13 protein-coding genes are annotated in these 14,203 nt (G+C 48.3%); 4 read left to right on the top strand and 9 right to left on the bottom strand.

Going from position 1 to position 14,203, the window contains the following annotated elements; genetic code table 11:
- Positions 1-12: 12 nt before the first annotated feature.
- From IRJ25_RS05405 to IRJ25_RS05395, 3 genes are all read right to left on the bottom strand, one after another.
- Positions 13-756, bottom strand: a complete 744-nt coding sequence (locus tag IRJ25_RS05405; protein WP_214781396.1) for an SDR family NAD(P)-dependent oxidoreductase — start codon at positions 754-756, stop codon at positions 13-15.
- Positions 753-1,727, bottom strand: coding sequence for an MBL fold metallo-hydrolase (locus IRJ25_RS05400; protein WP_078147067.1), 975 nt, complete (start codon positions 1,725-1,727; stop codon positions 753-755). Before IRJ25_RS05400 ends, IRJ25_RS05405 begins: the two co-directional genes overlap by 4 nt.
- 108 nt (positions 1,728-1,835) lie before the next feature.
- Positions 1,836-3,272 carry an NADP-dependent glyceraldehyde-3-phosphate dehydrogenase gene (locus IRJ25_RS05395; protein ID WP_214690790.1) on the bottom strand — a complete coding sequence of 479 codons (1,437 nt, stop codon included), beginning with the start codon at positions 3,270-3,272 and terminating at the stop codon, positions 1,836-1,838.
- A gap of 222 nt (positions 3,273-3,494) precedes the next feature.
- Between IRJ25_RS05395 and IRJ25_RS05390 the strand changes: the two genes are divergently transcribed.
- A complete protein-coding gene (locus tag IRJ25_RS05390; protein ID WP_074036778.1) occupies positions 3,495-4,376 on the top strand; it encodes a chemotaxis protein CheV in 882 nt (293 codons plus the stop codon).
- Between the two features lie 35 nt (positions 4,377-4,411).
- Here IRJ25_RS05390 and IRJ25_RS05385 read toward each other — a convergent pair whose 3' ends face one another.
- Positions 4,412-4,774, bottom strand: a complete 363-nt coding sequence (locus IRJ25_RS05385) for an Hpt domain-containing protein (protein ID WP_230872919.1) — start codon at positions 4,772-4,774, stop codon at positions 4,412-4,414.
- Positions 4,775-4,930: 156 nt separating this feature from the next.
- Here IRJ25_RS05385 and IRJ25_RS05380 point away from each other — a divergent pair, with 156 nt between their 5' ends.
- The gene (locus IRJ25_RS05380; protein WP_012726524.1) at positions 4,931-5,866 is read left to right on the top strand and encodes a magnesium transporter CorA family protein; all 936 of its coding nucleotides are present in this window, start codon (positions 4,931-4,933) and stop codon (positions 5,864-5,866) included.
- Between the two features lie 37 nt (positions 5,867-5,903).
- Here IRJ25_RS05380 and IRJ25_RS05375 read toward each other — a convergent pair whose 3' ends face one another.
- The gene (locus IRJ25_RS05375; protein ID WP_074036772.1) at positions 5,904-7,016 is read right to left on the bottom strand and encodes a PP2C family protein-serine/threonine phosphatase; all 1,113 of its coding nucleotides are present in this window, start codon (positions 7,014-7,016) and stop codon (positions 5,904-5,906) included.
- A 144-nt stretch (positions 7,017-7,160) separates the two neighbouring features.
- On the opposite strand from IRJ25_RS05375, the gene ytzI reads away from it, so the two are divergent.
- Positions 7,161-7,352: a YtzI protein gene (gene ytzI, locus IRJ25_RS05370; protein WP_074036770.1), complete on the top strand. Its 192-nt coding sequence runs from the start codon at positions 7,161-7,163 to the stop codon at positions 7,350-7,352.
- A gap of 14 nt (positions 7,353-7,366) precedes the next feature.
- Here ytzI and IRJ25_RS05365 read toward each other — a convergent pair whose 3' ends face one another.
- Entirely contained in the window at positions 7,367-9,493 is a 2,127-nt protein-coding gene (locus IRJ25_RS05365; protein ID WP_214690788.1) for a DNA topoisomerase III, read from the bottom strand.
- Positions 9,494-9,692: 199 nt separating this feature from the next.
- On the opposite strand from IRJ25_RS05365, the gene IRJ25_RS05360 reads away from it, so the two are divergent.
- Entirely contained in the window at positions 9,693-10,556 is an 864-nt protein-coding gene (locus IRJ25_RS05360) for a DMT family transporter (RefSeq protein WP_214781400.1), read from the top strand.
- Here the strand turns inward: IRJ25_RS05360 and IRJ25_RS05355 are convergent, their stop codons facing one another.
- The 3 genes from IRJ25_RS05355 to IRJ25_RS05345 all read right to left on the bottom strand — a co-directional run bounded on the left by IRJ25_RS05355 (position 10,557) and on the right by IRJ25_RS05345 (position 14,180).
- The gene (locus IRJ25_RS05355) at positions 10,557-11,954 is read right to left on the bottom strand and encodes an MATE family efflux transporter (RefSeq protein ID WP_269317873.1); all 1,398 of its coding nucleotides are present in this window, start codon (positions 11,952-11,954) and stop codon (positions 10,557-10,559) included.
- Between the two features lie 78 nt (positions 11,955-12,032).
- Entirely contained in the window at positions 12,033-13,274 is a 1,242-nt protein-coding gene (locus IRJ25_RS05350) for a peptidase U32 family protein (protein ID WP_196430838.1), read from the bottom strand.
- Between the two features lie 9 nt (positions 13,275-13,283).
- On the bottom strand, positions 13,284-14,180 hold the full coding sequence (locus tag IRJ25_RS05345) for a peptidase U32 family protein (RefSeq protein ID WP_244150779.1): 897 nt from the start codon (positions 14,178-14,180) through the stop codon (positions 13,284-13,286).
- Between the last annotated feature and the right edge of the window lie 23 nt (positions 14,181-14,203).

The following is a 14,203-nucleotide window of genomic DNA, read 5'->3' as shown; positions in this document are numbered from 1 at the left end:
TAATCCCCCTTTTTACTTTTTCTCAAATCCCCGTTTTGCGAGCATTTCGAACATGGTTGGACAGATTGCATACACATTCGCCCCTACGTTCATCCACCACGGCGCATTGATTTCACGTTTTCGCTTACGACTTCCTCTGACAATCGCATCAGCCAATTGTTTCGGGTCAAGCATGATCCTTTGAACACTTTCAGCATATGTACCACTTTTATCAGCTCGATTAAAGAACGGCGTTGCAATCGGTCCTGGATTGACCGTCATGACGTGAATGCCACGGGGCTTCAACTCTAGCCTGAGCGCGTTCGAAAACTGTAAAAGTGCCGCCTTTGACCCTGCGTAGACGGCTGACTTAGGTGTCGGTACTTTCGCAGCCTGTGAACAGATGTTGACAATGATACCCTCTCGCTCCATCACGCGGGCGACATCTCGCGATAACAGCATCGGTGCGAGAGCGTTCACACGCATCGTTTCTTCTATCACATCCGTCGACTGATCGGTCACAAAATCAAATTCGGCCATGCCTGCATTGTTGACCCATACGTCAAATTTCCCGAACCGTTCGCTCACATCATGAACGAGAGCCGTTGACTTTGCGACATCCGCGCACATCCAATCCCCTTCACATGTTGCGGCAATCTTTTTTAACCGTTCTTCATTTCTTCCAATCAACAATACGTTGTATCCATATTCATAAAAAGAATGCGCCAATGCGGCACCGAGCCCGCTTGACGCACCAGTAATGACTACTCTTTTCACGACATCACTTCTTTCTTCGTATAAATCCATTTTTGATCATCTCGACGTCTCTCGATGTCGCCACGTTCCTCGAGTAAACTGAGTCGTGCAAACACTTCACTGAAGACGAGCGGCATCCCACGTCGCATCTTTCGTCCATATAACTTCATTGACCAATCAAAAACGCTAAGTCCATCTTCCCATTCGGCAAGCAATTGTTCACTGCGCTCATACCGTTGGCGAATTCGACTCTCGATTAAATCATTCGGATGGTGAATCGGTTCACCGTGTCCACTGACGACGAGCTTTAAATCAATCCCACGTAATTTTTTAAGCGAATCGATATAGAGAATGACGGGTGATGCAAATCCTTCGTCATCATACGGCTGTTCGATGAGCGGATTTGGTTCGACCTTGTCGATGAGGTGATCTCCGGCAATCAAGACTCCTCCGGGACCAATCAACCCGAGCTGGTCACTGGCGTGTCCAGGTAAATGGATTGTCTGCCACGCCCCATCCGAGGTCAATGCTTGCCCGTCCCCGAACGTCATCGTGACAGTCGTCGGACCAATCCAGCGAAGCGCTTCGCGATAGTCTGGTAATTTTTCCACGAGGGGAGCCGGGGCCCCGAAAGAGATGGCCAATTCATGTAAAAAGTGATTGCCACGCTTCAAAAAGTTTGGGGTTTGCTCTAAGTATCGAACGAGCTTTTCATGCCCGTACACGGGGATGGACGCGTCGCGAAGACGCCATGCTTGTCCGGCATGATCAGCATGATGATGTGTCAAAAATAAAAAGTCGATATCCGCCAACGAGAGTTCAAGCTCTTCAAGTTGACGGTTCAACGAGGTCCACGCCTCTTCTGTGTCTGGTCCACAATCGACCATGAAGAAGCGGTTCATATGTTCAACGATATATACGTTCACGTTCCCGACTTCGAACGGTGTCGGGATATCGAGTCTTGCCAGTTGGCTAGAAATCCAGTCCGCCATGTCATCACCACCCCTTCTTCCTGTCTTTCTATATTATACCCGTCTGAAAGATGCGTTTTCAATCAAACAAAAAAGAGGGAGATGTCTCTCCCTCATGAATGATTCATATTATAGGTTGATGACCGTCACTTTATCACGTGTCATCGTCTCAAGGCTACGTCCGATTCCTTGAACACCGAGTCCCGATTGCTTGACACCGATGAATGGGAAGTGGTCTGGACCGCGTTCTGTCCGTCCGTTCACTTGGACCGTACCGACTTCTAACTTATCAGCGACCGTGAAGGCGCTATTGACGTTTTGTGTGAAGACGCTCGCCTGAAGACCAAACTCCGATTCATTCGTGAGTGCGATCATCTCGTCGAGTGATTTCACACGGATGACCGGGAGGACCGGTCCGAACGGTTCTTCCCATGCGACACGCATATCTGTCGTCACATGATCAAGCAATGTCGGGTGAAGCAAGTTTCCTTCACGCTTATTACCGTAAACGACCGTTGCCTTTTTATTGACGGCGTCGTCAATCAAACCCTGTACATAATCCGTCGTCTTCGCATCAACTAAAGGAACGATGAAGCTGTTCTCTTCCGGTGAACCGACTGAAAGTTTTGCGACACGTTCTTTCAACATATCGACGAGCTCATCCGCCTGATTTTCAAGGACGAAGACGCGCTTGATTGCTGTACAACGTTGACCTGAATATGAGAACGCTCCGCTGACAATTTGGTCAGCTGCTAACGTCAAGTCTGCATCCTCTAAAACGAGGGCTGGGTCTTTCCCGCCGAGTTCGAGTACGACCGGTACCATCGACGCTTGTTGTGACAAATGTTGACCCGTACCCGTTCCACCTGTGAACGTGATCATGTCGATCCCTGGGTGTGATGTCAAGTAGTCACCGATGACCGAACCGCGACCTGTCACGAGGTTCAACAGACCTTTTGGAAGACCGGCATCGTGAAGAGCCTCGACCATCTTGATCCCACTGATTGCACCTTGCGTCGCTGGTTTGAAGACTACCGCATTTCCTGTGACGAGCGCCGGCGCAATCTTAGCAGCTGCCAAGTTTACCGGGTAGTTGAACGGTGAAATCGCGAGGATGACACCGAGCGCTTCTTTCTTGATGATGGCCATCTTGTTTTTCGAGCCACCTGGGAATGAATCACCTTGCATGAAGCCGCCATTGAAGCGAATTCCTTCTTCTGCCGTATAACGAATGATTTCCGCCGTCCGTACGACTTCCTTCTTCGCGTCGTTCAAGTTTTTCCCGACTTCTCGCATGATGATTTGACCAATCTCATCCACGCGTTCTTCGAGTTTTTCTGCCCATGCATACAATAATTCAGCGCGCTTGTTGACCGGAAGCGCCGCCCATTCTTGTTGTGCACGTTTTGCGCCATGGATGGCTTCATCGACTTCATCGCGTGACATCGCTTGAACGCGACCTACGACTTCGTCTTTATATGGTGAAACGAGTTCAATCGTTTCGTTGCTTGAAGATTCCTGCCATTGACCATTCAATAAATATGGATATGTGTTCATACTCATCATCTCTATCTGCCTCCTGAGTAAGCTGTAATATCTCGTTGCCAACCCCATTGTATGCAGATTTTTTTGCATTGGACAACTATAACGATTCAGTTTATGAGATGTAAACGGTTACTATGAAACTTTTTGTGAATTCTGATGAGAGTTGACACTATTTTTACTGTAGATTTATCGATTGGATACCGATAGTAAAGATGAGAGTACGTGAAATAGGAGGGACTACCATTGAGCACTGATCATAATATTTTACTTGAAGCAGGAACGAACGAACTTGAAATCGTCATTTTCCAAGCTGGACCGTTCTTGTTCGGCATCAATGTCATGAAAGTACGTGAAATTATCACGATGCTTCCATTGACGCCACTCCCAGGTACGCCTGAAGCCATCATGGGATTAATCGAGCTGCGCGGTGAAGTCATGACCGTCATCGACCTTCCGATGGTCATCAGCCATCCGCGTGAAGTCGGAAGTGATGATCGTTTGATTGTCTGTGAGTTCAACGGTGAGAAGTCGGTTCTTCGTGTCGACCAGGTAACCGAGATCAAACGCATCTCTTGGGAACAAATTGATACCCCATCCGATCTCGCACGTGGTGTTCAAGGCATTACAAACGGTGTCGTCAAAACAGGTGACCAGATGATCATCTTGCTCGATTATGAGCGAATCGCGCTCGAGTTGTCACGTAAGGACATCATGGCTCGCGAATCTGTGAAGCGACTCGGCGCTCGTGAGCGCTCGAACAAAAACATTTGGCTAGCTGAAGATTCAGAAATGCTCCGCACATTGATCCTCGACACGTTGGATGACGCGGGGTACTTCAATACGACTGTCTTCAATAACGGGAAAGAGGCACTCGATGCGTTTGAACAAGAAGGTGCCGAGTGTGACCTCCTCATCACCGACATTGAGATGCCACAGATGGATGGACTTCATTTGACGAAGCGTCTTCGTGAGATGGACCAATACGCAACACTTCCAATCATCATCTTCTCGTCACTCATTTCAGATGACTTGAAACATAAAGGGGAAGCCGTCGGTGCGAACGCTCAAATCACGAAACCAGAAATCGGAATGTTGATTGCGACGCTCGATGAATTTGTAGGATAATAAAAAAGTTTGCGACTTCTCCGTCGCAAACTTTTTTATGTGAATTGTTCAAAATGCGTATTCCATTCGGTTAAAAATCGCTTACTATGCGATTCGATGGTTGCCAATGTTTCGGTCGCTCCATCTAGATGTGCATTTTCTCCAGCCACTTCAAGGTCGTGGAAAAGAAGCGCCGTCTGTTCTAGACCAACTGAATAGGAGGCCCCTTTCAATAAATGGGCGAGTTGCTCGACGCGAGAATAATCTTTCGACTCGACTGCCGATTGAAGTTCAGGATACTTCGCCTCGAACTGCTGGATATATGTGGTTGCAATTTTATTTAAGAACTCAATGTTTCCGTTTGCGATTTGGTGAAGCTCTGCTAGTTTTTCTTCATTGAACAGAGCGTCTTCGGGCATTCTAGTCAATATAACCCCTCCTCAATAAACGATATTCCAATCGTTCCCTCTCACTGTAACACGTTTTCGAGAGAAAACAAAAAAACTCCTGCTTTGGATTGCACTCTTCATTTTGGCTACCTATAATAAGATTGAGTTAAGGTAGGAGGAAGATGCATGCTGACGATTTACCGTACTGACGCATCAGGCCATGTGGATGAAATCGAAGACTTTGATAAAGGAAGCTGGATCCAACTCGTGAACCCGACAAAAGATGAGGCCGATCAAGTCATCGAGGCGTCCGGCATTCCAGAAGACTTTGTATATGACCCACTTGATATCGAAGAGAAACCACGTTTTGAAAAAGATGATGAAGGACTTCTCATGATCATCGACGTTCCGTATGTGGAGGAAGATGATACAGGTCGCACGTATAATACGATCCCGCTCGGTATCATCGTGACCGGACGACATTTCATTACCGTCTGCTCGCGAGATCTCGACGTGTTGAATTTGTTCGCTAACGGGAAGGCAAGACTGTTCCGAACAAACTATCGTAGTCGCTTCGTCTTTCAGATTTTACATCGTGTGAGCATGACGTATTTGCGCTTCTTGCGTCAAATCGACCGAAGAATGGACGAACTCGAGCAAGAGTTGCAGCGTTCCATGCGAAACCAAGAGATTTTCCAGTTGATGAACCTTCAAAAATCTCTCGTCTACTTCATGACTTCGTTAAAAGCGAATGATAGCGTCTTGGACCGAATCGTCAAGACACCGAGTTTGGAGAAGCATGAAGAGGACGAAGAACTACTCGAAGACGTTTTTGTCGAACACCGACAAGCGATGGAAATGGCATCGATTTATAACGACATCATCAGCATCAAGATGGAGGCATTCGGATCCATCATTTCGAACAATGTTAACTTCGTCATGAAATTCTTGGCATCCATCACGATTGTCCTCAGCATCCCGACAATGATATCTGGAATTTTTGGGATGAACGTTCAAGTTCCATGGGAAGGACAACCGTTCGGATTCATCATGGCCATCACGATGATGATTGGATTTTCCGGTCTCGCCTTCTATATCCTTTGGCGAAAGCGATATTTCTAGCAAAAAAGAGCCTGACGCACGTTGCGTCAGGCTCTTTTCATGTGATTTTGACCGTGACGAGACATAGGTCGTCTTCAATTTCAATCTTTGGCACAAGCTGTTCAGCGACGTGACGACTATAGTCAAGACCATATGTGGAAACGTCCTTTTCTAGCCATCGAATCCCATCATCGATATCTTTGCTGTAACACTCCATGAGTCCATCCGTATACATATGAAGCGTCATATTCGGTGTGATGTCAATCTCTTTGGATTCATAATTCGGTTCCTCGAACATACCGACTGGTACCCCTGTCGTCTCAAGACGACAGTTTCCTTCTTCTGACGTCACGATGACAGGCGGATGACCCGCATTCACATATTCGATTCGACGTTTTGTCGTGTCGATGTAGCAATAGACCGCCGTGAAGTAGCTGTGCATATCGTCACCCGAGAAGAGGAACGTCATCTGACGGTTCAACTCCGTCATGACGTCTACCGGATATTGCACGTTCCCGACAAGCCCCGGTAGGATTGAACGGATTCCCATCGTGATGAGCGCCGATGAGACCCCATGTCCCATGACATCAAAGATGATGACCCCGTATCGGTCCGGTGCGACCTGAAACCACGCGTACATGTCTCCGGCTAGTTTTTTAGAAGGCAGATAGAGCGCACGAACATCAATCTCTTCATTACTGATTGGTGGCGTAAGCGCACTCTGTTGAATCTTTTGGGCAAGGTCCAAATCATACTGAAGACGGGCCTCATAAATTTTCCGTTCATCAACAGCCGCCTTATAACGGAGGGCAGAACGGATTCGTGCGAGTAATTCTGTTATTTTGATTGGTTTGGTCGTGTAATCTGACGCCTCCGCATCGAGTCCCTCGGCAATCTGCTTCTCTTCCGTTCGTCCGGAAACCATGATGACCGGCAACTCTTCAAAGTCAGCCATCTGCCGAATCCGTTTGCACGTCTCGATTCCTGAAATCCCAGGCATTTCGACATCCAACAGGACGAGATCATACAGCGATGCGGCTTGTGGGGCCATCAGTAAATCGAGCGCTTCTTCCCCACTCGAGACCGATACCGTCTCATAGTCGTGCTGGTGAAGCAGTTGCTCAAGTACGAGCGTATTGACCGGTTCATCATCCACAATCAAAATCGCCATGACTATCCCTTCCTTCTCTACGTAGTAATCTATATCGTATTGTACCATATCTTTTCACTCGCACACGACATAACCGTCTATTCATTCTAGTTGAAGAACCTGTCCACTGTTTGGCATACTGAAGAGAGAAAGTGAGGGGTTCATATGGCCTGGATATTCGCCGTAAGCGGTTTAATTATTTTACTCGTCCTCATCGCATCCATCGTCGTCATCCAAAAAGGATACGCCTATAAAGACAATAAAGACGACATCGTGCTCGACTATGACGAAATCAATCGTCGCATTGAAGATGACAAGAAGAGAGAAAAGACTGACCAGACAGAAGGGCCGCTCTAATGCGCGACCCTTTTTTATTTGAATTCAAATCGAAGTATACCTTTTTCTAAATACAATGAGGCATTGAATGTCTTGTCTCCCTTTTTAAACGTATGGACGTTCGACTGCCCGCCATTGATCATTTGCTTCAACTCATCTTTGACGAGTCCGACGCCAAGCACTTGTTTGGAGACGGTGAAGCGACATCCTTCCCGATAACCGCTGCACCCGATGAACTTTGGATGTTCGACAAGCCCTTTCCCACAATTCGGACAGACACCAAATGATGCCTTCGGTCGAGTCGTTCCTTTCTTGCCATAACGTTTCGCCTCAATCGTATAGCCCTCTGGATTAGCCGCCTCTACTCGCGATTTCGCTTCTTCGACCAAATGAACGGACATCTTCTTCGCTTGTTCAATGAATTCGGCAGCGGATGCCGATGCTTGACCGATCTCATGGAGTCGCTTCTCCCATTTCGCCGTCATGGCGGGTGATGCCAAAATACTATCTCCGAGGACATCAATCAACAGGCGACCCTTGTCTGTTGGAACAAGCTCTTTTTTCTGAAGTTGGACATAGCCTCGCTTCTTCAATCCATCGATGATGTTGGCACGTGTAGCCTCAGTCCCAAGACCCTCTACTTCTTTCATGATATGAATCAGCTCTTCGTCATCGAGTTGTTTCCCGGCGACTTTCATCGCCATAATGAGCGCGCCCTCCGTATATCGCTTCGGTGGCTCTGTCTGTTTCGACAACACTTCAACTTTCTTCTCTTTTAATTCTTCACCGACCATCATCGCAGGAAGCTCGACATCTTTTGATTTCATCTCAACGACTTGTCGATAGCCAGGACTCACAACGACGGTTCCTTTTGCTCGATACAAGTCGCTTCCATCAATCAAATCAACCGTTGTCTTCTCGAGCATCGCTGCGGGTGCAAAGGCCGCAAGGAAGCGTCGATTGATCAAATCATACAGTTTCGCATCATCCCCACCGAGTCGAGTGATGTCACCACATGCCTCCGTCGGGATGATTGCGTAGTGGTCACTGACTTTCTTGGCATTGACATAGCGTCGATTTTTCGACGGGTCCTCAGTCAAAAGGTCACGAAGTCCGGCATAGGCTTCGGACTTTAGCAGTCTTGCCTTTGTCTGTGGAAATAGCGTTGCCTCATCTGGTGTGACAAATCCCGAATCGGTCCGAGGGTAACTAATCCACCCTTTCGTATATAACTTTTGAGCGATATCAAGTGTCTTTTTCGCTCCGAATCCGAAGCGTTTCCCTGCCTCCGCTTGTAATCCGGATAGACTGAACCAAAATGGCGGTTGCTCAATTTTTTCTTCTTTGTCGATTGTCTTCACAATCGCAGTTCCAGATGCGCGTTTGACGACCGCATCAGCTTCCTCACGCGTTTTGAGCTTTGTTGTCTTTCCAAACGTGTACTTCGCTTTGAACGTGCCTCGACCTTTTGCAAGTGTCGCCTCGACTTCGAAGTATGGTTCTGGCACGAATTGTTTGATTTCTCGTTCGCGATTGACGATTAAGGCAAGAGTCGGGGTTTGCACACGACCGAGCGAGAATACGTCTTCAATCCCAATCGTCTTCAACAACGTCGTATAGGCACGAGACGCATTCATCCCAACGAGCCAGTCCGCACAGGCGCGGCTCATCGCCTCATGGTAGTATGGAATCGTCTGTTCACCTGGCAACAGTTGCGAGAATCCACGATCGACTGCTTGCTCCGTCAAACTCGAGATCCATAGTCGAGCAAGCGGTTTTTTGTTACCTGCGAGTCGGAGGATCAGACGAACGATTGCTTCCCCTTCCCTTTCGGCATCCGATGCGATGATGACATCAGTAATCGAGCGATCATGGAGCCATTTTTTGATGGCATAGAACGGTTTCGACTTCCCTTTTGAAATACGATAATCAAATCGTTCTGGTACAATCGGAAGTGAATCGTACTTCCACGACTTCCATTCCGGTCGATAGTGCGACGGTTCTTGAAGTTCACAAAGGTGACCGACCGCCCATACAACAATCGCCCCTTCCGGGAAACGGGGACAAGGTGAGATTTCAATCTCGTCTTTTCGCTTTTTTGATGGGTAGGGAGCAGCCAACTTTTGAGCTTGTGATGGCTTTTCCGCAATGATTAGTCTCATAAGAACTCCTTACTTTGCCTCCTACATAACGGCAAGACGTACATGATTAGCTAGCTTCTACTATGTATTTTACTATATCAAGTCAAAGATGGACACATCGAGAGGGGAGCATTTGTTTGCTATTTTTGAATCGTGTCTTGCCTCGTGGCTGTTTTCCGATATTATTAACAGAGAAGTACAACTGTGAAGGAGTGTCGCCATGTCTTATCTCATCTTGTTCGCTGCTGTCTTTTTCTTATCGACGAGTGTCCTCTTCGTCAAATGGACGTCGGCACCTGCCGAGACTGCCGCATTTTACCGTATGCTGTTCACGTGTCTCATGTTGTTACCGTTTGTCGATTTCAAATCACTCATCACCACGCGCCTCATGACTCGCTACGCTCTACTCCTTAGCGGAACGTTACTGGCGTTTCACTTTTGGCTTTGGTTTTTGTCACTCGATTACACGACGGTTGCCAGCTCCACACTATTTGTCACGTCGAGTCCAATTTTTGTGTTGATCGGGAATGCACTCATCTTTAAAAAGAATCCGACTCGAAAAGGACTTGCCTTCGCGCTCGTCGCTGTCCTTGGGGGCATGCTCGTTGCTGCAGGGGACGTTCAACTCGGCCGTGAAGCCCTCTTCGGAGACCTACTCGCCTTGATTGCCGCCCTATTGATTGCAGGGTATTGGCTCGTTGGACAGCATGTACGAGCTTCGATGAACACGAATACATATTCTTTTAGCGTATATCTCGTTGCGACGGTCGTGCTTTGCTTCATGTTGCTCGTTCGCGGCACGACATTCACTGCCTTTGAATCCATCAACTGGTGGTACTTCCTCGCGCTCGCTTTCTTCCCGACAATCCTCGGGCACAACCTGTTCAACTATGCGCTTGCCCGTGTCAGTGCGACCGTCGTCAGTATCACGATTCTTGGAGAGGCGTTGTGGGGAATGCTGTTTGGATACGCCTTCTTCGGAGAGCGACTTGGACCGTTCCAATGGATTGGAGCCGTCGTCCTCCTCGGTGGGATATACTTGTTCCTAAAAGAAGACGCCCGCTCGACACGAGCGGACGCTTGATTATAAGTTTGTCGCATTTGGATTTACATCATGTGCTTCTTTATCTTCTTCTGAAGGACGGAACAATAATTTACGGTCCCAGAATGCCAAAGCAACAGCCGTCAAAAATGTCATCGCATCAGCGATTGGGAATGCCAACCATACGCCGAACACTCCGAGGAACGACGGGAGAATAAAGACGAGCGGAATCGTGTAGAGCGTCTGACGTGAAAGGGACAAGAACATAGCGACGCGTGCTTTCCCGAGGGACTGATAGATTCCATTGACGAGCATCTGAACACTCGGAAGGAAGGAAACGGCGAACAAAATGTGAATCGCCGTCACACCGCCAGCAATGAGCGCCTCATCCGTCGAGAACCAGCCCATGAGTGTTTGCGGGAATAGCTGCAGAATCAACCAAATGATGACAGCAATCGCAATCCCGGCCCGCATCGCCGTCCAAATGGTTTCACGCATTCGGTCGAATCGCTCTGCACCGTAGTTATATCCAACGATTGGTTGCATCCCTTGGACGATTCCCATGATTGGCATACCAACGAGCGCCATGAACTTGTTGATAATGGCGAAAATGGCCAATTCTTCGGTCCCGCCGTACGTACCGAGCATCACGTTGACACCAACAAATAAAATGGATTGGGACACCATCATGATGAACGAAGACGAACCGATTGCCATGATTTCTGTTATCTCATCGAATCGAATCCGGAACTGACGCCACTTGAAGCGCAGTTCCGTTTTTGGTTTTCGGGCGAAGAAGAAGCGCAGCATCAATACGGAACCGATGACTTGGGCGAGTGCCGTAGAAGTCGCTGCCCCGTACATGCCCCAGTCGAACGTGAAAATGAAGAGCGGGGTCGTCACGAGGTTGACGAGAACGGTCGTCAGCATGACCTTCATTTGATAAGGTGCCTGTCCTTCAGCACGAACCATCGCACTCGAAGCGAGTGTGAACATGAAGAATGGTGAACTGATCAAGACAACTGATAAGTACTGTCGGCTGAGATCCATGATTTCGGTCGTCGCACCGAACACTTTTAAAATGTCATCTAACATAAAGAAAGCAGAACTGACCGCAAGTGCCGCAAACAGACCGACGAGGACAAGTACGTTCAAGAATGTAACGGCTGCACCGGCATCGTCACCGCGTCCAAGCTTCCTCGAACTGATAGACGCCCCACCTAGACCAACGGCACTCGACACGGCCATTAAAATCATCTGAATCGGAAACGCAATCCCGATGGCAGCGACTGCCGATGCACCGATCCCTCGGGCGACAAAAATCGTATCAATGATATTGTAGAGCGCCGTCACGAGCATCCCAATCATCGCCGGAAGCGATAACTTGAAGAGGAGTCTGCCGATGGGCTCAGTCCGTAATTGCTCCGTATTTTGGTTCATTCTTCCATCCCTCCGTCTCTACTTCTTAGGGTAGCAGGATTGAACGGAACGGGCGACTATGTTGGCTCGGTGGATGTGTCAAACGAGCGAACGAGCACGCACACCTTTTCGCTTACGCATAATGTAATCGGTTGCGACCGGCCGATCCACTTTTACACGAATTGTCATCATCGCTTGGTTAGCAGACTCGAGGAGGTGACCGTCCACATCCTCCATCGTATCAATGACTTGTGAAAAACGAACAAATCCGGGTCCGAAAAATTCAACCTCTTCACCGATTGAAAAGTGATTCCGCTGTTCGAGCGTTGCCATACCCGTCACAGGGTCGTATGAGATGACACGAGCCGCAAACGCAAATTGCGGAATCGAACGAGGTTTCCCGAACAATTGCTCTTTTTCAGTCGGGATCCCGTAATAGAACCCGGTCGCGAGTTCACGTTGGGCCGCTTTCCAAATTTCTTCTTCCCATGCAGGGTCGAAGACGAAATGCTCTGGATCTTCACAGTACGCATCAATCACTTGACGATAGACGTTACACACCGTCGCGACGTAATGAATCGATTTCATTCGTCCCTCTATCTTCAAACTATCGACTCCTGCCTCCACCAAGTCAGGAATGTGGCGGACCATCGATAAATCAACTGAACTCATCGAGAACGGCTCTTCGTCACGCGCTTCCATCTCTTCTGTTAGAAGATCACCTTCTTCAAAGAAACCATATTTCCAGCGGCATGATTGGGCACATCCCCCACGGTTGGCATCTCGTAATGTCATGTGATTTGATAACGTGCATCGACCGGAATACGAGATACACATCGCCCCATGGACGAACGTCTCAATTTCGACATCGACTTCCTGTTTCATTTTAATGATTTCATCCATCGATACCTCACGAGCCAAGACGATTCGTTCGAGTCCTTCTTCCTTCCAGAAACGAAGGGTCTCGTAGTTTGTCGCCGAAGCTTGGGTCGACAAATGGACGGGCAACCCTTCTGCTTCCGTAAGACAAGTTTCAATCATCGCTGGATCCGAGACGATGACTGCATCGATTCCGATATCTCGAAGTGTTCGGAAGAAGTCACCTGCCCCCTCGATATCGCCTTCATGCGTCACCATGTTCGCAGCGACGTATACTTTCGCGCCGTACGCATGTGCGAAGGCTACCCCCTCACGCATCTCGTCATAACTGAAATTACCGGCACGTGAACGTAACCCGAACTGCTGTCCGCCGATATAGACCGCATCGGCACCATAATGGATGGCCATCTTTAATTTCTCTAAGTTTCCTGCTGGCGCTAATAATTCTGGACGTCGTTTCATCTTGATCCCTCACTTAATCTCTTCTGGTTTTCGCAACCACAGTCCCGTACCGAGACGGAACGTTTCCGGTTGAAGCTCGTGAAGACGATGTTCCATCTCTACACGATCAAATCGACCGTTCAACAAATTCGTCCGGGCATAAGTAAACAACTGAACGATTTCAACAAACTGGTCCCCGGCGTGCCATCCGTCTAGCTTCCACGTGTGAAGTCCATTTTTGACTAACGTCGGAAGCTGACCCATGAGCGTCAAATCCTCAGAGAAAATATGGGTGCCGTTCTCGTCCTCATAGATGGGATAACGACTGGTCGTATCTGCCGGTTCGCTCATATAAAATTCGCGTTGTTTTGCTTCTTCAACCGGTCTTCCGAGTTCGTTAAAGTAATTCGTCACGAGTGGGCGTTTAGAGTGATGGATGCATGTCGGACCATATACTTGTACTTCAACAGGAAGTCCGATTTGCTGCTGGATCAAGACGAGTTCTTCGATTGTCACTTCGCGGGCGACGACCGCTCCAATCGCTTCGCGTTTCCCCCAAAATTGGATCTGTTTGGCGGATGTGACGAGCGTTTGGGCATCATACCAATACGGAATCTTTGCCTGTCGAATCAAGCGAATGGCGCCGGGGTCTCCAGCGGTGACATCATCGACTCCTATCGTTTTCAGCGTTTGCAAATAATCTTTTAACTCTTCAATGTGGTCATTGTGCATCAGGTTGTTGACGGCTACCGTCACTTCTTTCCCATACCGATGGGCAAGTTGTGTGACTTCTCTCACAGCATCGATTGTCCAGTCACCTTTTTGTCTCAACCCAAACCTTGAATTTCCGATATATAGTCGGTCCGCGCCGGCTTTGATTAACGCTTCTGCCTGATCAACGCTTTGCGCCGTAGTGACGAGCTGAATCATCATATTTGTTCTACTCCCTA

Origin of the sequence: Exiguobacterium sp. KJ 601, assembly GCF_027161185.1 — a bacterium.
Taxonomy (GTDB): Bacteria; Bacillota; Bacilli; order Exiguobacteriales; family Exiguobacteriaceae; genus Exiguobacterium; species Exiguobacterium profundum.
The sequence above is the reverse complement of the archived record's forward strand: the minus strand, read 5'-3'. Positions and strand labels throughout refer to the sequence as shown.

What these genes read in the sequence shown, in the direction of transcription:
- IRJ25_RS05400 (WP_078147067.1), bottom strand. Translation starts at nt 1,727, where the DNA reads ATGGCGGACTGGATTTCTAGCCAACTGGCAAGACTCGATATCCCGACA.
- IRJ25_RS05395 (WP_214690790.1), bottom strand. Translation starts at nt 3,272, where the DNA reads ATGATGAGTATGAACACATATCCATATTTATTGAATGGTCAATGGCAG.
- IRJ25_RS05385 (WP_230872919.1), bottom strand. Translation starts at nt 4,774, where the DNA reads ATGCCCGAAGACGCTCTGTTCAATGAAGAAAAACTAGCAGAGCTTCAC.
- IRJ25_RS05380 (WP_012726524.1), top strand. Translation starts at nt 4,931, where the DNA reads ATGCTGACGATTTACCGTACTGACGCATCAGGCCATGTGGATGAAATC.
- IRJ25_RS05375 (WP_074036772.1), bottom strand. Translation starts at nt 7,016, where the DNA reads ATGGCGATTTTGATTGTGGATGATGAACCGGTCAATACGCTCGTACTT.
- ytzI (WP_074036770.1), top strand. Translation starts at nt 7,161, where the DNA reads ATGGCCTGGATATTCGCCGTAAGCGGTTTAATTATTTTACTCGTCCTC.
- IRJ25_RS05365 (WP_214690788.1), bottom strand. Translation starts at nt 9,493, where the DNA reads ATGAGACTAATCATTGCGGAAAAGCCATCACAAGCTCAAAAGTTGGCT.
- IRJ25_RS05360 (WP_214781400.1), top strand. Translation starts at nt 9,693, where the DNA reads ATGTCTTATCTCATCTTGTTCGCTGCTGTCTTTTTCTTATCGACGAGT.
- IRJ25_RS05355 (WP_269317873.1), bottom strand. Translation starts at nt 11,954, where the DNA reads ATGAACCAAAATACGGAGCAATTACGGACTGAGCCCATCGGCAGACTC.
- IRJ25_RS05350 (WP_196430838.1), bottom strand. Translation starts at nt 13,274, where the DNA reads ATGAAACGACGTCCAGAATTATTAGCGCCAGCAGGAAACTTAGAGAAA.